The organism is Paenarthrobacter sp. AB444 (genome assembly GCF_028736865.1).
GTDB classification, from domain to species: Bacteria; Actinomycetota; Actinomycetes; order Actinomycetales; family Micrococcaceae; genus Arthrobacter; species Arthrobacter nicotinovorans_B.
The window spans coordinates 204801-226429 of record NZ_JAQZBY010000001.1 but is presented as its reverse complement, the minus strand read 5'-3'; the positions used below and the strand labels follow the sequence as shown (position 1 = coordinate 226429).

Genomic DNA, 21629 nt, shown 5'->3' with positions numbered 1-21629 from the left:
CGTGGGCGCGTGGAAGGACCACGTGCCCATTCTCGCGCCGATTGCCTGCCGCCGCCAGATCCGTGGTTGCTGTCTATGGTTCGTGGCTTGTCGCGATGTCCTGGGAGGCGGCCCACTCGCCGATATCCCTGCGTTCGATGGCGGCTGCCATCATTTCGGGAAACAGGTCCGGCGTGCAGGCGAAAGCCGGGACTCCGATACCGGCCAGCGCCGCGGCGTGTTGGGAGTCGAATGACGGGTGACCGCTGTCGCTCAAGGCCAGTAGGGCGATCATGGTGGTTCCGCCGCCGACAATTGATGCCGCTCGACGCAGCATCTCCTCGGCTATGCCGCCCTCGTATAGATCACTGATCAGCACGAGAATGGTTTCTGTGGGCTTTGTGATCTGCCCCTGACAGTACGCCAGAGCCCTGTTGATGTCCGTGCCGCCACCCAACTGCACGCCGAAAAGAACATCCACGGGATCGTCGAGATCATCTGTCAGGTCAACAACCTCGGTATCGAAGACAACCAGCCGTGTGTTCACCGCGGGAAGCGAACTGAGCACCGCGCCGAAAACACTTGAATACACCACCGATTCGGCCATGGAGCCGGATTGGTCGATGCAAAGGATGATCTCCCGCTGGATCTCAGTGCTGCGCCTGGCATGACCGAGCAGCCGTTCCGGAACTACTGTCCCGTATTCGGCTTGGTAATGCTTGAGGTTGGCTGCGATGGTCCTGTTCCAGTCGATGTCCCGGTGACGTGGCCTGCGGGTCCGGGCCGAGCGGTTCAACGCTCCCGAAACTGCTTGAACGGTCTTGGCGCGGAGCCGGTCCTCCAGTTCCTTGGTGACCTGGCGGACCACTGACCGCGCAGTTTCCTTTGAAGCTTCCGGGATGACCTTGCCAAGGCCCACCAAGGTACTGACAAGGTTGATGTCCGGTTGCACGGTACGGAGCATTTCCGGTTCCAGGAGCAACTGCCGGAGTCCAAGACGGTCCATGGCGTCAGCCTGCATCACCTGGACCACCGAAGACGGGAAATAGCCACGGATATCCCCGAGCCAGCGGGCTACCCGCGGACTCGAAGAAGCCATGCCGCCCCGTCGGCCGGAGCCATCGCCGTAGAGAGCCTCCAAGGCTTGGTCGCGTCGGGCGTCATCGTCCGATAACTGAACCTGTCCGCCGTCGTCCGTTGAGATCCCGTCCGCGTCATCACCGCCCAGCACCAACCGCCACCGGCTCAGCCGATCGCGGGCCTCAACACTGTGGTCCGAAACTTCGTTCACGCTACGGCCTCCCAACCCAGGATTCGCGCCATCGTCTCCAGTGCCGGCCGTGCCGCGGCCAAGTCCGTGCCGGCATCGCGGACATCGTTCCCCGAGGAAGTACCGCGGCTTATTTGCTCGCCGATTTCCCGGCGTTCAGGACGGCTGAAAGCAGAAAATGTCCTGCGCAGCAACGGCAGGACGTCCTCGAAGACGTCGTCACGGACTCCTTCCACCCATTGATCCACCAGCTTCAGGAGCCTCGGGTCGTGGGTCAGCAACGTGGCGTCGCCGGACAGCAGCCCGTCCAGCCACGCGGCAGCCTCCGGCGCAGGCGTCGCGACGGACAGACGCCGGCTCAGGCCCGCCGCGACATCCTCCCCGCCCAGCAACCCGGCATCCATCAGCAGGCGGGTGGCGCGACCGGCTACGGAACCGTGGATTTTGTCCGAGTGCGCTACGGCGCCCAAAGCGGCATGCCAATCAACCATCGACAGTTCAGGTACCAGTGTCATGCCGTCCTGGGCCGAATCGATGGCTTTGCGCATTGTGGCAGCGGCGTCGTCGTCGAGCCCGGCGCATGCAGTGGGCAGTCCCACGCAGGCCCGTACCACGGTGGCCTCGAGGATCTTCCGGACATCCCTGATATCGACACCACGCACATTTCCGTATCTGCAGGTGCGGGCCAGGGGAGCGATGGTCTCCAGCAGGGGCGGGACGTCCTGTTGGAGTGCCGTGCGGGCGGCCAAGGCGGTGACGACCCCGGCTATGCCATCGGGGAGATCGGCCAGGAGGCACGCTTCCAGCAAGGCACCCATTGCAGGCAGGCCTTCCGCGGCCAGGGCTTGTTCTGAGACGAAAGTTGCCGCGGCGGTGGCAACGGTGGTGCCGTATCTGCTCGCTTCAACCAGCGAAATGGCCAGCTCGGGCCTCCACTGCAATTTCCACGCCTCTTTGAAAGTACCGGTGGTCCTGCCAGTCTCCGTCGGCAGGCCCCACGCCACGCCCACGAGCGCCAGGCGATGCAGCAGCACCGAACGGGCCAGTTGGTTCGGTTTGCGGAGGTCGAGGACCATGACCTCTTCCATTGCGCTTGGCTTCATGCGCAGCTTCCGCTGGTTGGCGGTGAGGTCGGCGAACAGAGGAAGCGTGGGAACGGAGTCAGGAACGCTTCCCAGCTCGGATCCAACGGTGAGGTCCCGATGGACCAGGGCTAAAGGAAGAGCAGAGCCGTCGCAGAGGACTGCCTGCGCGGCGTCGTCCAGTTCGGGGAGTCCTGGGCTCGGTCTGCCACGGACTGCCGCCAATGCTGTGGCCATGCGGCTGGCCTCCACCACCGACGCGGTGGAGGCATCCAGGTTTTGCTCCCGCAAGGCGTGGGCTACCCGGACGAGCCAGGTGGTGGCGACATCGCCGGCACGATCCTTGGACATCCAATGGGAGAACAGGTGCTGGTACCACCCTGGTGCTGCAACACCTGCTCCGTATCCGCTGTCCAGGCTGAGCCGGTCCGAGGTCCAGGGAACCCATGTGACAGACACCTTGATTTTGGGGAGGCCGGACAGGACCTTGTTGTCTGCTGCGGCGGACGGAAAGTCCGCCGGTACCAGGGCTGGGGCATGGTAGGCGCCGCAGATGATGGCGATCCGTTCATGGCCGTCCCGCATGGCGGCCCGCAGAATACGCCGCATGGCCGCTTCCCGACGGTTGTTTTCGACGACGTCCGGATGGTCTTCCGGGCGCTCATCCCGTGCCCGGATCTCTTTGATCGCCTCGATGAGCGCCTCAAAGCGTTCGGCAGGGTCCGAACTGCGGTGCTCCACAGCGTCTTCCCACCAACGCTCTGCATCGCTGTAGCCGGCAGCGTTTGCCAGAATGCCGATGGCGTCGGGGCGGTACCCCTGCTCAGCCGCGCTGAAGGCTTCGGCTTCGGAAGCGGCCCTCAAGGCCAGGGAATTCGCGGCAGGGAGGTCCAGCGCGCGGACAGACGTGCCTGTGGACAGGGCCCAACGGATGGCCACCCATTCCGGCGAAAAAGCTGCCATGGGGTAAAACGAAGCCAACCGGGGTTCGTCCACCGCATAGATGAGCCCGGCAACAGGGGGACGCATGTCGGGGTTGTTGATAAGGGGAATGACCTGGTCGAGTTCCGGCGGCCCTTCCACCAGCACCAGGTCAGGACGCAGCGTTGCCAAAGCTTCGGACACCGAGTGGGCCGAACCTGGTCCGTGGTGCCGGATACCCAGGATGTGGACCTCTGTCATGTCTGGCTGGCGGATTCGAGATCGCGGCAGGCCCGGTAGAGGTCCTTCCACTCGGGCCGGTTGCGGACGACGGTTTCCAGGTACTCCTGCCAGATCACACGGTCTTGAACGGGATCCTTGATGACGGCGCCCACAAGGCTTGCCGCCACGTCGTCGGCCCTGACCGTGCCGTCACCGAAGTGTGCCGCCAGGGAAAGCCCGTTGGTCATCACGGAGATCGCTTCGGCCGTGGACAGCGTGGCTGATGGCGACTTTATGGTGGTCCGTTGGTCCTGTGTAACGCCGGCGCGCAGTTCCCGCATCACAGTGACAACCCGCCGGATCTCTGACAATGCAGCCAGATCCGCGGGCAGTTCCAGTGCCTCGCCCAGGCTGCGGACCCGTGTGGTGACGATTTCCACTTCCTGGTCGATGCTGTCCGGCAGCGGCAACACCACGGTATTGAACCGGCGTCGAAGTGCCGATGAGAGGTCGTTGACGCCTTTGTCCCGGTTATTCGCTGTGGCGATGACGTTGAAACCCTTCCGGGCCTGTACCTCCTCATTCAGTTCCGGGATGGGCAGGGTCTTTTCGCTGAGGATGGTGATCAGGGAGTCCTGTACATCGGAGGGAATGCGCGTCAATTCCTCCACCCGCACCAGGCTTCCCGTCTCCATGGCCCTCATGACCGGTCCCGCTACCATCGCGGCCCTGGATGGACCTTCGGCCAGCAAACGTGCATAGTTCCATCCATACCGCAGTGCTTCTTCCGGTGTTCCAGCGGTGCCCTGAACCACCAGCGTGGAGGAACCGGAGATGGCTGCCGCCAGATGCTCCCCGAGCCAGGTCTTGGCCGTTCCCGGAACGCCGAGCAGCAGGAGTGCCCGGTCGGTTGCCAGGGACGCCACGGCGACTTCCACGAGTCGCTCCGAACCGAGGTACTTCGGGGTGATCTGCGTCCCATTGGCCAGCGTTCCACCCAGGATGTACTTGGTGACAGCCCATGGCGAGAGCTGCCAGCTTGGCGGCCGGGGGCGGTCGTCAACAGCGGACAATGCGCTGAGTTCATCAGCGAACGCGTTCTCCGCGTGGGCGCGAAGAACATCGGTTCCATTTTGTGGATCTGTCATCGGAAGGCCTCCGTCAAGGATTGTCTGAATGATTGGTATTGGACGGCGTCGCGGAGAACCCGACGCCGGCCGGCGTCGTCGTCAGTCCGCTCCAACAAGCGTCGGCACGTCGCGGTGGACCCCGAAGGCAGTGCTGTCGGAAGGACGTCGGACAGCATTGATGCCAAACGGCCGCCCTCCTTGCCGGAGACAACGGTGAGTACAGCCTCTGCCAACGAAGTACCCCATGGCTGGGGGAGGGCGCGCAGTAAAGAGGCCAATGCGACGGGCTCTTCTCCGCCTGCTTGGATATGCCGTTCCAACCAGCGTTCCCGCTCCCCGGCAGGCAGGCAATGCAGCAACCGGGTATCGGTCCTGACAGTGAGCAGGGCCCGGACCCATTCGAGGTCGTTGCGGGCGGCGGCCGCTGAGGTCAGTGCTTCCAGAAGCCGCGGCTCGTCTTTGAGGAAAGCTGCCGTCGCTTCCGGACCGCGGCCCGAAACCGAAGTCCATACATCCAATGGGGCACCCATGATGATGGTCTCCAGCCTTCCCAAACGGTCCGGTTCACCATTGCGTGGATTTGGCGCGATTCCGTCCCGCAACGCTGATGCATCCGGATCCGGTGGAAGGTCGATGTCGAAGCGCTTGTTGAGCAATCCCTTGAGGTGCAGCAACGACCGGAGCCTGGTAGCCATCCGGTGGGCACGGGCACTGTGTGGCAGCCGGTCCAACAGCTCTGCGGCAACTTCCCGCACGCTTTTGGCTTTGTCGTCCAAGCCCTTCTCCAACAGTGCCTCGTCGTCATCGCGGAGGTCGACGGCAAGGAGTTTCATATGGTTCGCGCGCGTCCGGGCACTGAGCGCATTCCATTGAGTGGACAGTTGCTCGCGGGCTGTGGCCACGGGGTCCGCTGGGGTATCCGTCGCGGGGTCCGCAAGGGAGTCAGTATGCGGGGCTTGTCGTGGTTCCGGCCGTGCGGTCCACGATGGGCTGACGTCTTGGAGCCAACGCCCCCGTGTCCCAATGGCAGGCTCCAATACCCTGAACACGGAGGACGTGTTTCCGGCTATCGTGAACAACGCCGGAAGCAGCCGGTGGGGGACCCGACGTCGTGTTTGTGCTGCGAGGCGCAGCCAGTCCACCAGCAGCTGGTTCCTGAGCTCCAGTCCCACCGGGGGCTGATTGAGCAGCAGTTCCAAGAGCCGTGCCGCTTCGCCTGTTGCTTGCGGCTCGTCGTCCGGTGGGGCCGGAACCACCTGAAGCCCGGACGCCAAGGGGGCCGGCGTCCGCGCCGCCCGGCTCACCATGTCCGCCAACGCGGCCTGGCCAAGTAGGGCTTCTTCCCGTGACAAGCCCTCAGGGGCACCGACACCAAGTTCTGTGGGCAGTGCGGGAGCCTCATGGCGGCCGGTTCCCACCAGTGCAGTTGTTCGAAGCTCGTCAGTCCAGTTCACGGTGTCACCACCGTCTCATTCACCACGACGGTCAGCGGGCGGATCCGTCCGTCCTCCAGCTCGCCAAAAAGGTCCACTTCTTGGCCACCCGTAAGAGCCAGGAGCGCATCAAGTGGGGCGTCAACCAACGGAAGGGCATGGCCAGGGGAGTCGTAGATCCAGCCGCTGCCTTCCGGACTGACCTTCACGCTGGCCAACAGCACCGGGTGACGGAGCCGCCAAGGCGAAGCTGCCACCGCGGTGGACTCGTTCTCTAGGGCTTGGGCGATGGTGCAGCCATCGCCTAGCGTTGTTGCCACGCCCTGGGGGTTGATGGGGCCGGTGAACATGGCGCGTTGAGGTGCCGACCCCGGGTAGCGGGCCACTGTCGCCTCAAGAAGGGCGCCGGAGAGTTGCGGGGTGGCAAGGCCTTGGCCCTGCGCTGCAAAATCAAGAACGACGACAACAGTTCCCTCGGGTGACCTCAGCCAGGTCCGCTGCTGCTGGAGGCGGCCGTCGTCGCTTCTGTGCGCACCCAGGACGAGCCACGGTCCCGGCAAGGACTCCGACTCCTGGATTTCGGACGATGGGGTGGCCCAGCCGACTGCTGACCTGAGATCGGCGAACTCATCGGGGGCAAGACTGTCCTTCTTCGCCCATGCCTTGGTCAAGGCCCACCAGCGCCCGAGGGTCGTCAGCAGATGATCAGCCCAATCAGTTCCCCCATGAACATCCGAAGCCATCTGCCGCACTTGTTCGGCCACTCCGGGCAGCTGGGCATCCACCAGGCGTGCCGCCACGCCGTCCCACCACGAATACGGTTGCTTCCGTGCTGCCGCAAGTCCGGTTCTCACGACATCGGTCAGCCAGAGGGCAAAGTCGGCCATCCCGGCATCCATCAGCTCCAGCCGTGCTGCAAGGCGTTTGGCTTGTGCCTCGGGATCCGTAGATTGACCGGTCTGTCGCCGCTCCTTGGCCGATGCCCTGTCGGCCCGTTGCGCTGCCCATTCCTGGGCAAAATCGGCGGTGTCGGTTGCGGACCCGGCTGCCTCGCCGCGGGCCCACAGCAGAAGCAGCGCCAAGGCGTGCTTGCAGGGGAATTTACGGCTCGGGCATGAACACCGGTAGGCAGGGGCAACAACGTCAACGCTCACCTGATAGGGCGTTTTGCCGCTGCCCTGGCATTTGCCCCACACCAAAACATCGCTGCTGCCCGACTCCGACCACGGACCGGGGTGCGCGAGCTTGCGCGCAGCAGCCAGTGATGATGCGTCAGGAGCGGCACTGATGACTCTCTCTTCGCTCCAACGCCCCATGAGGTTCATTCTGCCTGACGGCTCCGACACTATAACGCCACATGCCGGGGAACCCTCAGAGGGTTCCCCGGCATGTATCAGGAACTCACGCTTGGTTACTCACCAGGCTTGCCTGCGCTGGTGCGGCTTCGGGCCGCGCCGTTGAGTGCTGCCCTGCAAAAAATTCGCCGAGTTCAGCCGTCGCTGTCAGGGGCAGGACGTTGGCGACGTACTGGTCCGGGCGGACCACGACGATGACGCCATCGCGGCTGAGGCCGCGGGCCTCGAAGATGTCGTTGCCGGGGTCGGTGGCGAAGACTTTTTCGAGGTAGGTGAGCTTGAACGGTCCGACGGTGGGTTTGAAGACCGCGGGGACGGCGGTGATGTCCACACCGGTGTGGTCTTGCTGGTAGATCACCTTGATGTCGAACCATGCGTCACGGTCAAGGCCCGACGGCGTGACCGCCAGTGGGGAGGCGGGTGCGGTTTCGAGCCACTGGGCCAGGTCCGCGACGGCGCCGGGGGCACCTGCGGGTGCACTGTCGGCGAAGACGTAGAAGCGCCAGCGTCCGTCGGCTTTGGCGTGGTGGCCCAGGTGCATGGGGTTGGTGTCACAGACCCGTTGGACGTGCGCGGATTTGAAGCGTTTGCCTACGGGGAACCCTGTGGCGAGCTCCTGATGCGTGGCCTCGGCGACGACCATGGAGGGTGCGTACTGGGTCATGAACCCGGCGGGGAACTCCGCGGTGCTGGTGTAGAACGTTTCCAGTTCGGTGGGGTCCTTGAATTCCTCGGGCTTTTTGGCCATGAGGGTGGACCATTCCTTGTCGAAATCGATCAGGTTTTTCGCCACGACCTGGCGTTCGGCGGAGTAGGTGTCCAGCAGGGATTCCGGGGAACGGCCTTCAAGGACGTGGCCAAGCTTCCAGCCGATGTTGAATCCGTCCTGCATGGAGACGTTCATGCCCTGCCCCGCCTTCGCGGAGTGGGTGTGGCAGGCATCGCCGGTGATGAACACCCGCGGGGTGCGCGTGCCGCGCTCGTCCGGCAGGACGTCGTCGAACCTGTCCGTGAGCCGGTGCCCGACCTCGTACACGCTGTGCCATGCCACGTTGCGGACATCCAGGGTGTAAGGGTGGAGGATGTCGTTGGCCTTGGCGATGATCTGCTCAATGGTGGTTTTCCGAACCGCGCCGTGGTCATCGGCAGCGACCTCACCCAAGTCCACGTACATCCGGAACAGATGCCCGCCCTCGCGGGGGATCAGCAGGATGCTGCCGCCGGTGCCTGACTGGATGGCGCACTTTGTGCGGATGTCCGGGAAATCGGTCACCGCCAGGACGTCCATCACGCCCCAGGCATGGTTCGCCTGGTCTCCGGCCAAGTGGCAGCCGATGGATTCACGGACCTTGCTGCGGGCGCCATCGGCGCCGACGACGTACTTGGCGCGGACCACGCGCTGCTGCCCTTCAAGGGGTCCGGCCGTGTGAAGGAGGGTCACCTCAACCGGGTACTCGCCCTCGCCCGTGACCTTCAAGCCCACGAACTCGTAGCCGTAGTCCGGCTTGTTCCGGGCCGGGGAGTTGGCCGCGAACTCGGCGAAGTAATCCAGCACGCGGGCCTGGTTCACGATCAAGTGCGGGAACTCGCTAATGCCCGCCGGGTCATCCACTGCCCGGGCGCTGCGCACAATCTTCGTGTGGTCCGCCGGGTCCGGCTTCCAGAAGGCCATCTCCGTGATTCGGTATGCCTCCGCAATAATCCGCTCAGCGAAACCGAAGGCCTGGAACGTTTCTACGCTCCTGGCCTGGATCCCGTCTGCCTGCCCGATGGCCAACCGGCCGGGCCGGCGCTCAATGATCCGGGTTGTGATGTCCGGGAACTGGGCCAGCTGCGCGGCCGTCAGCATGCCCGCAGGACCGGTGCCCACGATGAGGACATCGACTACGTCCGGGAGCTCGGCCGGTCGGTTGATCCCAACGCCGGCGGCGGGCTCGACCCGCGGGTCACCTGAAACATAACCGTGGTGGTGGAACTGCACGGGCTTTCCTCACTTCTTTGTGGGCTGGTCGCTATCGAATGTGTTCGATAATAGAACTGACTGTTCTATTATCGCTCGTAACATCGTAATGCGGCTCACATCACGGTTCAAGCCGTCCCGCGGGTGGAGAGCAAAAAGCCTTCGGTTCCAGCGCATTCGTTCCGAAGCGTGTCAGGATCAGGTATGCCTCGACTGATGCTCCTGGATACTGCCTCCCTGTACTTCCGTGCCTTCTACGGTGTGCCCGATTCCATCAAGCGCGCCGATGGGACTCCCGTCAACGCCGTACGTGGCTTGATGGACATGATCGCCCGCCTCGTGACCGACTATGAGGCCACGCACCTTGTGGCCTGCTGGGACAACGACTGGCGCCCGCAGTGGCGTGTCGACCTGATCCCCGGCTACAAGGCGCACCGCGTTGCGGAGATCGTGCCGGACGGTCCCGACGTCGAAGAAGTCCCCGACCCGCTCGAGGCGCAAATCCCCCTGATCCGCAAAGTCCTCGATCTGGCAGGGATAGCCATAGTGGGCGCGGACGAACACGAAGCTGATGACGTGGCGGGCACCTACGCCAGCCTTGCCACGATGCCCACCGATGTCGTGACGGGCGACCGTGATCTCTTCCAGCTCGTGGATGACCAGCGTGATGTCAGGGTGATCTACACAGCGCGGGGCATGAAGAATCTCGAAGTGGTCACCGACGTCGTCGTGGTTGGCAAGTACAGGGTCCTGCCCCAGCAGTACGCGGACTTCGCCACCCTCCGCGGAGACGCCTCCGATGGGCTTCCCGGGGTGGCTGGTATCGGGGACAAGACGGCGGCCGCCCTGCTTGGGGAGCACGGCTCGCTGGAGGGGCTGCTGGAGGCGGCAGAAGATCCCGATGGCGGGTTGTCGGCTTCGATCCGCGCCAAACTCTCAGGGGCGGCCGACTACCTGAAGGTGGCACCCGCCGTCGTCAATGTCGTCCGTGACCTGGAGGTGCCGAGCCTCAAGGAGGCGGGGGCTGAATTGGAGCCTATTGAGGGCGACGCGCGCTCCGAACTGGAACGGTTGGCCACCGAATGGAACCTTGGCGGCTCTGTCACCAGGCTCCTTGAAGCCTTCGACCGCTTCCGCTGAGGTCAATGCCTTTCATTGGCCATGATGGATTCACAGCCTCGTCATAGCTTTCGGACAGCCAAGACTGGGGTTGGGCCCTCAACGTGTTAAGAGGACGGTGCACTGGGCCGTCCCGCAGACAACACCCGTAGCAACGGATCGAGGAGAGGTACATGTCGAGAACCAAGAGAATCACCCTGGGCGTCGCAGCCGGAGCGCTGGCCTTGGGCGCCGGACTGGGTGTGACCAGCATGGCTACAGCGGCCACAACGCCAACACCGAGCGCCACATCCTCTGCCGATGCCACCACGCCCTCAGACCACGCCGGAAAGCCGGGCGGTCACGGGCACGGGCGCGACGGCGGAAAGATCGCTCAGGAACTCGCGACCAAGCTCGGCGTCGACGAGACCAAGGTCTCTGACGCCCTGAAGGCATTCCGTGAAGCCAACAAGCCGACCACGCCGCCGACCGAAGGAACCGACGGCACCAAGCCGGACCCATCGGCGCACGAGGCTGCATTGGCCAAGTCGCTCGCATCAGCACTGGGTGTTGACGAAGCCAAGGTCACCACCGCTTTGCAGGAAATCCGCTCCGAGGGTCAGGCTGAACGTGCCGCCGCCCTTAAGACCCGGCTCGACAAGGCCGTAACGGACGGAAAACTCACCCAGGCAGAGGCCGATGCCGTGACCAAGGCCGTTGAAGCCGGCGTTATCGGAGGAGGCGGCCGCTAGTCGACTCCGACCCGTCTGTGGGCGGGCAAAAAGGATCCCTTGGAAGCATCCAAGGGATCCTTTGCGTTGCCGTGAAAAGTTTTTAGAAAGCGTTGTCGATTTGTCCTCGCCCTGTTCGACCTATGGGTGAGAAGGTCGAAGGGCGGCTTTCCACGACACAGGAGATTGATCCAGATGGCAAAGTACATGTTGATCATGCGGGCAGATGACGATTCCTACGCCAAGTTCGAGAACATCGACTTCAACGACGTCCTTGAAGCGATGGGCAAATTCAACGACGAACTGATCCGGGCAGGGGTGCTGCTCGCCGCCGAGGGCCTGGACGACGCCAAAGAAACAGTGGTGGTGGACTTCACGGGTGAAACCCCGGTTGTCACGGACGGGCCCTATGGGGAGACGAAGGAACTCTTCGGCGGCTTCTACATCCTCGACGTCGCCTCCAAGCAGGAAGCCGTGGAATGGGCCAAACGGGCACCCATGACGGCCGGCACCAAGACCGAGATCCGTCGCGTCACCAGCATCGATGAGTTCCCGCAGGACAACGAGTGGATTCAGAAGGAACGCGCCTGGCGTGAGCAGACCGGACAACTCTGAAGGTCTGGCCGCTTGGCGTAGGCAACGGCAACGGACGTGAGCAGCAACGAGGCAAGGGCCGCCGTCGAAGCGGTATGGCGCAGTGAATCTGCCCGCATCGTCGGCGCCCTTGCCCGCTACACCGGTGACTTCTCCCTTGCTGAGGACCTTGCCCAGGAGGCACTCGCGGAAGCGATTGTGTCATGGTCCGTCAATGGCATTCCCCGCGAGCCTGCAGGCTGGCTGATGACGGCTGGAAAGCGCCGAGCCATCGATTCGTTCCGGAGGAGGTCGGTCGAGGACGAAAAGTACGCGCTGCTCGCCCACGGTCTTTCCGAGGAAGTACCGGACACGGACACACTGTTCAACCCTGACGCGATCGATGACGACGTCCTGGCGCTGATGTTCATTTCGTGCCATCCGGTGCTGTCCAAGGAAGCACGCATTGCCCTGACGTTGAAGGTCGTAGGGGGCATGGGCACCGACGAAATAGCCAAGGCCTTCCTGGTTCCTGTTGCCACCATCCAGGCCCGCATCACGCGCGCCAAGAAGACCCTCGCAGCAGCCCACATACCCTTCGCCGTTCCGGAGCGCCATGAAATTCCCCAGCGGCTGGGATCCGTGCTCCAGGTGCTCTACCTCATCTTTACTGAGGGGTCATTTGCCTCAGCGGGGGATTCCTGGATGAGGACGGAGCTTGCTGCCGAAGCCCGGCGACTTGTCCGCGTCCTCGTCCGGCTGAGTCCTGAACCCGAAGTCTTCGGCCTGCTGGGCTTGATGGAATTGACGGCCGCCCGGTTCCCCGCCAGGGTCGACGCTGCCGGGAATCCCGTCCTCCTTGAAGACCAGGACCGACGGCGGTGGGACCAGTCCGCGATACGGCGCGGTCGCGCGGCACTTTCGACGGCGGTCGCGGCTGGGCGGGGACTGGGTTCCTATGGCTTGCAGGCCTCCATTGCAGAATGCCATGCGGTGGCAAGGACGGCAGCGGAGACGGATTGGGAGCGGATCGCCATTCTGTATGAGGCATTGGGCTCCCTGGCGCCCTCACCGGTCGTCGAGCTTAACCGTGCAGTGGCTCTGGCCATGGCTTCCGGGCCAGCTGCCGGCCTGGAGCTCGTGGATTCGCTGGCGGGCAGGGGAGAGCTGGCGGGATCGCATCTTCTGCCAACAGTACGGGGCGAATTGCTTGCCAGGCTGGGTCGTCGCGCGGAGGCCGTGGAGGCATTGAAGGCAGCACTCGATCTTTGTTCGAACGCCGCTGAACGGACTGCTCTGGAGCGGAAAATCGCACTTTTGTGAGTGCCAAAGGGGTCCCTGCCAGTACCCCTAACAGCGTTAACTCCTAACGCCCAGCCAGAGAGTGTTAGATGTAAATATCAGATTTAGTCCAACACGCAGGAGAAACATGCCTACCGCTTCCGCTTTTGCTTCACCCTCGGCCACGGGCGACCTGACCCTGACCACCATTGAACGCCGCGAGGTTGGCCCGAACGACGTCCACATCGATATCAAGTTCGCCGGGATTTGCCATTCAGATATCCACACTGTTCGCGGTGACTGGGGTCCCCAGCAGTACCCTCTGGTCCCGGGCCACGAGATTGCGGGCATCGTCACGGAGGTTGGCTCCGAGGTCACCAAGCACAAGGTCGGCGACCGCGTCGGCGTCGGGTGCATGGTGAACTCCTGCAAGGAGTGCAAGAACTGCCTGGCCGGCGAGGAACAGTACTGCCTCAAGGGCAATGTCGGTACATACGGTGCGGTGGACCGCGATGGCACCATCACGCAGGGCGGCTACTCCAGCGATGTCGTGGTGAACGAAGACTTCGTGGTGACCATCCCGGAAGGGTTGGACCTCGACGTCGCCGCTCCTCTGCTCTGCGCCGGCATCACGACGTTTTCCCCTCTGCACCACTGGGGTGCGGGCCCGGGCAAGAAGGTGGCCATCGTCGGTTTGGGCGGCCTGGGGCACATGGGCGTCAAGATCGCCCACGCCATGGGTGCGGAGGTGACGGTCCTCTCGCAGTCGCTGAAGAAGATGGAGGATGGCCTCAAACTTGGTGCGGACCACTACTACGCGACCAGCGATCCTGCCACCTTTGAACAGCTGGCCGGTACCTTTGACCTGATCATCAACACCGTCAGCGCATCCATCGACATCAGCGCCTACCTTCAGTTGCTGACGCTCGACGGAACGCTGGTCAATGTCGGCGCTCCTGCAGAACCGCTGCCGGTGAACGCCTTCGCCTTGATCGGTGGCCGCCGTCGCTTTGCTGGTTCCATGATCGGCGGTATCCGCGAAACCCAGGAAATGCTCAACTTCTGCGCCGAGCACGGCCTGGGTGCCGAGATCGAGCTCATTCCGGCCAGCGAGATCAACGATGCCTACGAGCGTGTTCTTGCCTCGGACGTCCGCTACCGTTTCGTCATCGACGCCTCAACCATCGGCTAAGGCTCAACTGCCCGAATGGCCGCGCCCTTCACGGGGCGCGGCCTTTTCGTACCCCGGACCTCGTGCTTTACGGAACAGGGACAATGGTGTGGTGACTTTCAGACTGGACACCATCGGCCGGGGCTTGGTCTTCGCCGACTCCATCGAAGACTTCGCGGCGCAACTGACGAAGCAGGGCGACGGCGGTGCGGTGGTCGTGCAGGCCCCTCCCGGTACGGGCAAGACCACGTTGGTGCCCCCGCTGCTGGTTAATCTCCTCGAACAACGGCATCCCGGCCAGCCACGCGTACTCGTCACCCAACCGCGCCGAGTGGCTGCCCGTTCTGCCGCGCGCCGCCTCGCGTCCTTGGACGGAACCCGCCTCGGGGACAGGGTCGGGTACACGGTCCGGGGCGAGAACAAGGCCAGTGCCCAGACGGTGGTCGAGTTTGTCACTCCGGGGATTCTCCTTCGCCGGCTGCTCAATGACCCAGGCCTGGAAGGCGTCCACGCAGTGATCATCGACGAAGTCCACGAGAGGGGCCTCGAGTCCGATCTTCTCGTGGGTATGCTCGCGGAGGTGCGTGAGCTTCGCGGAGACCTGACGCTTGTTGCCATGTCCGCGACGCTCGACGCCCAGCGGTTCGCCGCTTTGCTGGGTCACACCGACGACGGCGGACCGGCCCCCGTCGTCGACTGCCCTTCCGCACTGCACCCTCTGGATGTCCGGTGGCAGCCCGCCCGCGAACAACGCTTGGACGACCGGGGTGTGTCGCGTTCTTTCCTGGATCACGTCGCCCGGACCGCTGCGGCGGCCCACGAAACGGCCTCGGCTGCGAACCCGGACGTGGATGCCCTGGTCTTCCTACCCGGTGTCCGTGAAGTGTCCGACGTCGCCTCCCGCCTGCGTGCAGTGGTTCCAGGGAACGTTGAGGTTCTTGAGCTGCACGGCCAGGTGGGCCCGGCGGCGCAGGACCGGGCAGTTTCCGGACGTGAGCCTGGAGGGGCACCTCGTATCATCGTCTCCACGTCCCTGGCAGAGTCCTCGTTGACCGTTCCGGGGGTTCGTTTGGTCATCGACTCGGGGTTGTCCCGCGAACCGCGACGCGACGCCGCCCGTGGGATGTCCGGCCTGGTGACTGTATCGTGCTCCCAAGCTTCAGCGGCCCAGCGTGCCGGCCGTGCGGCCCGCCAAGGACCGGGTGTGGTGGTCCGGTGCTATGACCAACGGTCCCTCGCCGCGGCTCCTGCGCATCAGACCCCGGAGATCCTGGCCACTGATCTGACGGGCGCTGCATTAGTACTTGCTTGTTGGGGTGCGCCCGGAGGCCGCGGTCTTGGCTTGCCGGACGCCCCGCCAGCTGGCGCCATGACGGACGCCATGGAAGTGCTGAGGGAATTGGGTGCCGTCGCGGACGATGGCAGCGCCACCGCCTTGGGCAAAGTGTTGGCCCGCGTCCCCGCAGACCCCCGACTGGCCAGGGCCCTGTTGGATGGCTCCGCTGCTGTCGGCAGGCGCGCCGCGGCTGAAACGGTGGCGCTGGTCGCCGGCGACCAGCGCGCACCGGGAGCGGATATCACCAAGCTCCTGGCAATCCTGCGTTCCGGAACAGATCCGGCCGCCCGGCGCTTCGCCGAGGACGTGAAGCGGATGGATTCCATCGCCCGACAGGAGGCAGCCGCCGTCGTGCCTCTTGGGGAAGGCCACCGGATCACGGCAGGCGAAGCGCCTGGTTACGTGGTTGCACTGGCGTTCCCTGACCGTATCGCCAAGCGTGTTCCCGGCGACGGCCCGGCCAGTTACCTGCTGACCTCGGGTACGCGGGCGGGACTGCCGGCCGGAAGTCCCCTGTCCGGCCATGAATGGTTGGCAGTTGCTGAAGTGTCTCGTGCCCAGGGCCGCGACACTGCAGGCACGGGAGCGGTGATACGCGCTGCTGCGCCGCTGGCGGCAGAACTGGCCGAAGCCGCGGCTCCCCATCTGCTGACCGGACAGGTCAACGCGACCTTTGACAATGGGCGCGTGACGGCGCGCCAGGAACGCAGGCTCGGCGCCATCGTGCTTTCATCCACACCGGTCCGGGCCGGCATCGGGTCCGCACGCCAGGCGGTGGCCGATGCCCTGGCGAAAAACGGACTTTCCATGCTCAGCTGGTCGCCCACCGCTGATGCGCTCCGTCGTCGCATGGCCTTGCTGCACCGGGAGCTTGGCGATCCCTGGCCTGATGTGACCGACGCTGGTTTGTTGGCCAGGCTGGAGGAATGGTTCGCGCCGGAACTGGAGGCGATGGCTACTGGAAGCGCTGCGTCAGCCATCAGTCTTGCCGAACCCCTGCACCGCCTGCTTCCCTGGCCGGAAGCCGGCCGCCTGGAAGCGCTTGCGCCCGAACGGCTCGAAGTACCCAGCGGTTCCCTGGTACGCATTGACTATCCGGACGTCGATGACGACGGCGGCCGGCCCGTTGTGGCGGTGAAACTTCAGGAATGTTTTGGCTGGGACAGCACGCCGCGGCTGGTCGATGGCAGGGTGCCCGTTCTTTTCCACTTGTTGTCCCCGGCCGGACGGCCGCTGGCCGTCACCGACGACCTCACGTCATTTTGGTCGGGGCCTTATTCCCAGGTCCGGGCAGAGATGCGTGGACGCTACCCCAAGCATCCCTGGCCCGAAGACCCATGGACCGCACCTGCCACGGCCAGGACCAAGAACCGGATGTGAGCAGCTACGCCGTCCGGTCCAGAAGGAACTGGATTTCCCCGTCTACGAACGTTGCCAGCACGCTGCTCGCAGCGAACTCATCCGGCGCTGCACTGAGCGGGTCCAGTTCAAAGGCCGTGAAGTCAGCCCTCTTGCCTACAGTGATGGAGCCTGAGACATCCCACAATCCCGCGGCTTTCGCTGCGTGGGAGGTGTAACCCTCCAACGCCTGGAGCGCCGTCAGGGCCTGGGCAGGAGCAATGGGGTCCTGCTCGGGGTGTCCCGAACGCCGACGCAGGCGGGCATCTGCCATGATCGGCAAGGGCTGGAACGGGGCAATCGGCCAATCCGAGCCAATGCCAAGTACCACGCCTGCTTCACGGACGTCCCGGCACCTCCACGCACGGTTGGCACGCTCGGTACCCAAGCGGGTGGACCAGTTGTCGCTGTGATCTGCCAATGAGTAGTGGGTGCAGTGGGTCGGTTGCATGCTCGCAACGACGCCCGAACCCTTGAAGCGCTCGACGAGTTCGTCCGGCACCGTCTCAAGGTGCTCGATCCTGTGGACGGTCCGGTTCATGACGTCGGCCGGAACAGTTGCCCGAAGGCTTTCCAGAGCATCGAGTACATGGCTTACCCCGGCGTCGCCGATTGAGTGGGTCGCCGTCGGGATTCCCCGGGCCGCGAAGTAATGGACGGCGGCCGAGTATTCCTCGGGCCGCGGCCAGAACGGCGCGGTGGATTCGCCATAGAGGTCAGGTTCATGGAGCCAGGCGGTTCCGTTGTCCACCGTTCCGTCAACGAAGAGCTTGATGGCCTCAACGGACCAGCGGCGTCCGCCGGTGCCGATGCTCCGTGCGAGCTCCTTCCAATCGTCTTCGGTGGTGCCCGGCATGCACCACGGCGCAGACCGCAACCTCAGGGGCAACTCGCCCTCGGCCTCCAGCGCCCGGAACAGTTCTGAGGATTCCTCGCTGTGGTCCATGATGTGGCCCCCGGTGAGTCCTGACCTCGCGAAGTCCCGGAATAGTTCACGCAGCCTGGCTTTGCGCCGCTCGAAGGACTCCTGGGGAATGTGGCGTTGCACCAGTTCCATGGCAGCGGCTTCGAGCAGCAAGCCGGTGGGAACTCCGTCAGCGTCACACACCACTTCCGAAGCCTGCTCGAATTCGTGGCTGCCGTGCACGTCTGCAAGCTCCAACGCCCGGCTGTTGGCGATCGCGGAATGGCCGTCGAACAAGCGGATCAGCGCCGGTTTGCCGCCGCTGACGTCATCGAGCACGTTGCGGTGCATGGGCAACGTTCCGAAAACGTTCGGGTTCAGACCCCACCCACGCAACCAGTCGTCGTCGTTCCCTGACTGCGAGCGGAGAAGCGAGCGGACGTCATCAAGCGTTGAGGCGCCGGAGAGGTCGACGCCCACGGTGAGGTCCAAGCCGAACACCGGGTGGATGTGGCAATCCACCAAACCCGGGGTCAACGTCGCGCTGCCGAGGTCCACCACGCGGGTTCCCGAACCGCGCCAGCCTTGCGCGTCCCCACGGCTCCCGACGGCGGTGATGGTTCCGTCAGTGACTGCGACGGCTTGGACGGGCTCACGCCGGTGCTGGTCATCGAGTGTGTGGATGGTTTCGGCGAGGACGATGAGGTCAGGAGTCATGGGTTTCAAAGCTTCCAATCCGGGCAAAGTCGTTGGGGCGGGCAATCCTAAGGCGGCGGGCGACCAGCAGGCCCGCAAGGAAAACGGTTGGGGTAACGGTCAGGAGGATCGTGTTGGTAAGGGCATCTGCAAAGGTGAGGAGTTCGATGTTGATGGCGATCAACGCCACCACCCCGAACAGCAGGACGGCCGAGGCGATGCTGACGGGAACAAGCAAGCGGTTGGTCACGGCGGCGGGATTCCGGCGAAGGTACATGAAGGCGGCTACCGACACCAGCCCCTGCAGGGCCACGATGCCCACGATTCCAGGCGTGTTGACCCAGATCAACAGGTGCTTGTACGGGTCGGCGTTGGCGATGGCACAGATGAGGATGACGACGGCGGCCAGGACGGTCTGGATCTGTCCTGCGCGGTGCGGGGACTTGTACTTCGGGTGGGTCCTGCCCAGGAACGAGGGAAGGATACCGTCCTTGGCGAGCATGTAGACGTAACGGTTGATGGCGTTATGGAAGGCCAGTTGCGAGGCGTACACGCTGGTAACGATCAGCAGGTACATGACCACTTCTGCCCAAGGGCCCACGTATTGGTTGATGGTGGCGAAGAACATTCCGTCGGCAAGTTCGCCGGCGGCAGTTACGACATTTCCGTTGCCGTACGCCTGGATGACTGTCCACACAATGAAGGCGTAGAAAACAGACATGAATCCCACTGCGATGTAGGTGGCCCGGGGGACTGATGTGTCCGGGTTGCGCGCTTCCCGCCGGTAGAGCACCGTTGATTCGAAGCCCATGAACGCTGCGAAGCAGATGGCGAGGATGGCCAGTACGCCCGGCGTGAACGCATGCTCGGGGGAGAAGGAGTCGAAGCTGATGCCCTCGGCGCCACCACGGGCGAGGATGCCCACGCCCATGATGGCGAGGATTGCCGTTTCAGCGATGAGCAGGACGCCCAGGACCTTGGCTCCGACGTCAATTCCGCGGTACCCAAGGAACCAGACGGCAGCAATGGCAGCCAGTGCTACCACGGGCCAGGGAACGTCCAAGCCAAAAAGAGTCTGGAGCATGGCTTGGGTCTGGACAGCGAAGAGCCCGTAGACGCCGATCTGCAGGCAGTTGTACGAGACGATTGCGAGGATTGCCGAGGCAAGACCAACTGTCTTGCCCATGGCCAGCGTGATGTAGGTATAGAAGCCGCCGGCGGCTTTGACGTGCTTGGTCATCGCCATGAAGGCAATGGCAAAAACCAGCAGCACTGCACCGGCGATGACATAGCCCATGGGGGCGCCAATGCCCCCGATACCAATGGCTACCGGGGCCACGCCGGCCATCACGGTCAAAGGGGCTGCTGCGGAAATCACCAGGAAGGCGATGCCGCCGGTGCCGATGGCGTTCCGTTTCAGCCCATTTCCGGCTTCGGCTGCCGGAGGTCGGGTTTCCAGATCAGACATGGGGATCCTATGGGGGTGTGGGGGAGGTTTTTCAGGGGAAGAAGAAGGTATAAGCGAAAGGCTTTCGTTTATCGTAGGGCCTTGTGACCGGCGGCACAATACCCAGGCTCCAACTTCTGGCTAGAGTCGTAACATCAACCGTGAATGGAGTACCCCGTATGGCACGCCCGCTGGTCCCGCTGATTTCCGTCGACGCCCTCGTCACTGCCGCCCTGGAACTGGTGGACGAGGCAGGGGACTTCAGCCTGCCCAAACTGGCCAAGCGGATCGGCGTCAGCCAATCGTCCATCTACAACCACGTCAGTGGACGCGAAGAGATCCTTGAGCTCATGCGTGGCCGCATCATCTCCGAGAGCCCCTACACGCTCAATGACGACCAGGACTGGGAAGCTGCCCTCCGGACCATTGTGCGCAGCTACCGGGACGCCTTTGCGCGGCATCCGAGGCTTGCGCCCCTGCTGGTACTCCAGACGGTGCAGGACCATCAGGTCCTCGCCCTTTATGAAAGCCTTGCGGTGGCCCTCCAAGCTGCCGGCTTCCGCGGCCGGGATGTCCTGTCCGCGATCTCCACCATCGACAGTTTCGCGCTGGGCTTCGCCTTGGACCTGGCCGCTCCCGACGTCGTCTGGGCGCCACCCGCTCAGGGATTCCCGGCGCTTAACAGCGCGTTGGACAATTCGGCGCCTGCCGAAGAGCGCGGCGAGGCTGCCTTCGAACTCGGGTTGGAGATTCTCGTCGCCGGCCTGCATTCCCGGCTCCGGACAACAGCGCGGTGAACCTGCTGGAAACATGGTGGGACGCGGTTGTGCGCGGCTTCACCGAGGGCTACACGACGGCGGTCCCGCTGCCCGCCTTGCTGGGCATCCTCGCCTGTGCAGTGATCCTCAGCATCCCTCGGGCCACGTGGCGCTGGTTCGGCTTGTACGTCACGTTTGTCCACGAACTCGGGCACGCCTATGCAGCCCTGATGACGGGAAGATTCGTTCACGGACTCCGGATCGGACTTGACCACTCCGGACGGCTGGTCAGCAGCGGGCGGAGCTCCTTTGGTGCCGCGTGGTCCGGTTTTTGGGGCTATCCCGCTCCGGCCGTTGTTGGTCTGAGCCTGATTGCCGCAGTCCACGCGGGTCGCTCGGGGGCTGCCATGTCGATTGGTGCCCTGGTTCTTCTGCTGTCCTTGGTTTTCCTGCGAAACTTCACCGGGATAGTGGTTGCTGTTGCCAGCACCGTCATCGCACAGGCACTGCTCCTCTTCGCCACGCCAGCAGCCATTAATTACGTGGTGTTGGCCCTTGGAGTAGCCCTGTCCGTGGGAGGAGTCCGTGACCTCCTCAAACTCGCAGGCGTCCACACGAAGCGTCGCAATCGCTTGGCGGCCTCCGACGCCTACATCCTCGCCCGCACCACTGGAGTCCCCGCATTTGTGTGGCTCTCGGGATTCACCGTTGTCATCGCCGCGTGCGCCGTGGCATCACTGTGGTTGCTGTGGGGGATGCTCAGCGTTTAGCGGGTCCAAGCCCTTGCCCAGTGGTCGCCCCAGGGTGTCCAATCTGGTTAACGATTCGGATGTCCGGGTCCGAAACCCCGAGCTTTCGGACTCCATGCCGGAAGACACCAGGAG

16 protein-coding genes are annotated in these 21629 nt (G+C 64.0%); 8 read left to right on the top strand and 8 right to left on the bottom strand.

Features of this window, described 5'->3' with window-relative positions:
• Positions 1-73 precede the first annotated feature (73 nt).
• The 6 genes from PQ627_RS01020 to PQ627_RS00995 all read right to left on the bottom strand — a co-directional run bounded on the left by PQ627_RS01020 (position 74) and on the right by PQ627_RS00995 (position 9373).
• Positions 74-1270 (bottom strand): VWA domain-containing protein, encoded by a 1197-nt coding sequence (locus PQ627_RS01020; RefSeq protein ID WP_274257941.1) that lies wholly within the window; start codon positions 1268-1270, stop codon positions 74-76.
• Positions 1267-3513 carry a DUF5682 family protein gene (locus PQ627_RS01015; protein WP_274257940.1) on the bottom strand — a complete coding sequence of 749 codons (2247 nt, stop codon included), beginning with the start codon at positions 3511-3513 and terminating at the stop codon, positions 1267-1269. Before PQ627_RS01015 ends, PQ627_RS01020 begins: the two co-directional genes overlap by 4 nt.
• The gene (locus PQ627_RS01010; protein ID WP_144658714.1) at positions 3510-4622 is read right to left on the bottom strand and encodes an ATP-binding protein; all 1113 of its coding nucleotides are present in this window, start codon (positions 4620-4622) and stop codon (positions 3510-3512) included. The genes PQ627_RS01015 and PQ627_RS01010 overlap by 4 nt, the downstream gene beginning before the upstream one ends.
• On the bottom strand, positions 4619-6058 hold the full coding sequence (locus tag PQ627_RS01005; RefSeq protein ID WP_274257936.1) for a DUF5691 domain-containing protein: 1440 nt from the start codon (positions 6056-6058) through the stop codon (positions 4619-4621). The genes PQ627_RS01010 and PQ627_RS01005 overlap by 4 nt, the downstream gene beginning before the upstream one ends.
• On the bottom strand, positions 6055-7353 hold the full coding sequence (locus tag PQ627_RS01000; RefSeq protein ID WP_274257935.1) for an SWIM zinc finger family protein: 1299 nt from the start codon (positions 7351-7353) through the stop codon (positions 6055-6057). Before PQ627_RS01000 ends, PQ627_RS01005 begins: the two co-directional genes overlap by 4 nt.
• 85 nt (positions 7354-7438) lie before the next feature.
• On the bottom strand, positions 7439-9373 hold the full coding sequence (locus PQ627_RS00995) for an FAD-binding monooxygenase (protein WP_274257933.1): 1935 nt from the start codon (positions 9371-9373) through the stop codon (positions 7439-7441).
• 183 nt (positions 9374-9556) lie between these two features.
• Here PQ627_RS00995 and PQ627_RS00990 point away from each other — a divergent pair, with 183 nt between their 5' ends.
• The 6 genes from PQ627_RS00990 to hrpB all read left to right on the top strand — a co-directional run bounded on the left by PQ627_RS00990 (position 9557) and on the right by hrpB (position 16922).
• Entirely contained in the window at positions 9557-10492 is a 936-nt protein-coding gene (locus PQ627_RS00990) for a 5'-3' exonuclease (RefSeq protein ID WP_274257931.1), read from the top strand.
• A gap of 152 nt (positions 10493-10644) precedes the next feature.
• Positions 10645-11202, top strand: coding sequence for a hypothetical protein (locus PQ627_RS00985; protein WP_144658719.1), 558 nt, complete (start codon positions 10645-10647; stop codon positions 11200-11202).
• Between the two features lie 174 nt (positions 11203-11376).
• Positions 11377-11796: a YciI family protein gene (locus PQ627_RS00980; RefSeq protein ID WP_144658720.1), complete on the top strand. Its 420-nt coding sequence runs from the start codon at positions 11377-11379 to the stop codon at positions 11794-11796.
• A 36-nt stretch (positions 11797-11832) separates the two neighbouring features.
• Positions 11833-13077 carry an RNA polymerase sigma factor gene (locus tag PQ627_RS00975; protein ID WP_274257929.1) on the top strand — a complete coding sequence of 415 codons (1245 nt, stop codon included), beginning with the start codon at positions 11833-11835 and terminating at the stop codon, positions 13075-13077.
• 106 nt (positions 13078-13183) lie between these two features.
• On the top strand, positions 13184-14227 hold the full coding sequence (locus PQ627_RS00970; protein WP_274257926.1) for an NAD(P)-dependent alcohol dehydrogenase: 1044 nt from the start codon (positions 13184-13186) through the stop codon (positions 14225-14227).
• Positions 14157-16922, top strand: a complete 2766-nt coding sequence (gene hrpB / locus PQ627_RS00965; RefSeq protein WP_274257924.1) for an ATP-dependent helicase HrpB — start codon at positions 14157-14159, stop codon at positions 16920-16922. Before PQ627_RS00970 ends, hrpB begins: the two co-directional genes overlap by 71 nt.
• Before the next feature lie 4 nt (positions 16923-16926).
• On the opposite strand, the gene PQ627_RS00960 is transcribed toward hrpB, so the two are convergent.
• Positions 16927-18561 carry an amidohydrolase gene (locus PQ627_RS00960; protein WP_274257922.1) on the bottom strand — a complete coding sequence of 545 codons (1635 nt, stop codon included), beginning with the start codon at positions 18559-18561 and terminating at the stop codon, positions 16927-16929.
• Positions 18551-20008, bottom strand: a complete 1458-nt coding sequence (locus PQ627_RS00955) for an APC family permease (protein ID WP_274257920.1) — start codon at positions 20006-20008, stop codon at positions 18551-18553. The genes PQ627_RS00960 and PQ627_RS00955 overlap by 11 nt, the downstream gene beginning before the upstream one ends.
• 158 nt (positions 20009-20166) lie before the next feature.
• On the opposite strand from PQ627_RS00955, the gene PQ627_RS00950 reads away from it, so the two are divergent.
• Both PQ627_RS00950 and PQ627_RS00945 read left to right on the top strand, forming a co-directional pair.
• A complete protein-coding gene (locus tag PQ627_RS00950) occupies positions 20167-20784 on the top strand; it encodes a TetR/AcrR family transcriptional regulator C-terminal domain-containing protein (RefSeq protein WP_274257919.1) in 618 nt (205 codons plus the stop codon).
• Positions 20781-21515, top strand: coding sequence for a M50 family metallopeptidase (locus PQ627_RS00945; protein WP_274257917.1), 735 nt, complete (start codon positions 20781-20783; stop codon positions 21513-21515). Before PQ627_RS00950 ends, PQ627_RS00945 begins: the two co-directional genes overlap by 4 nt.
• Positions 21516-21629: the final 114 nt, after the last annotated feature.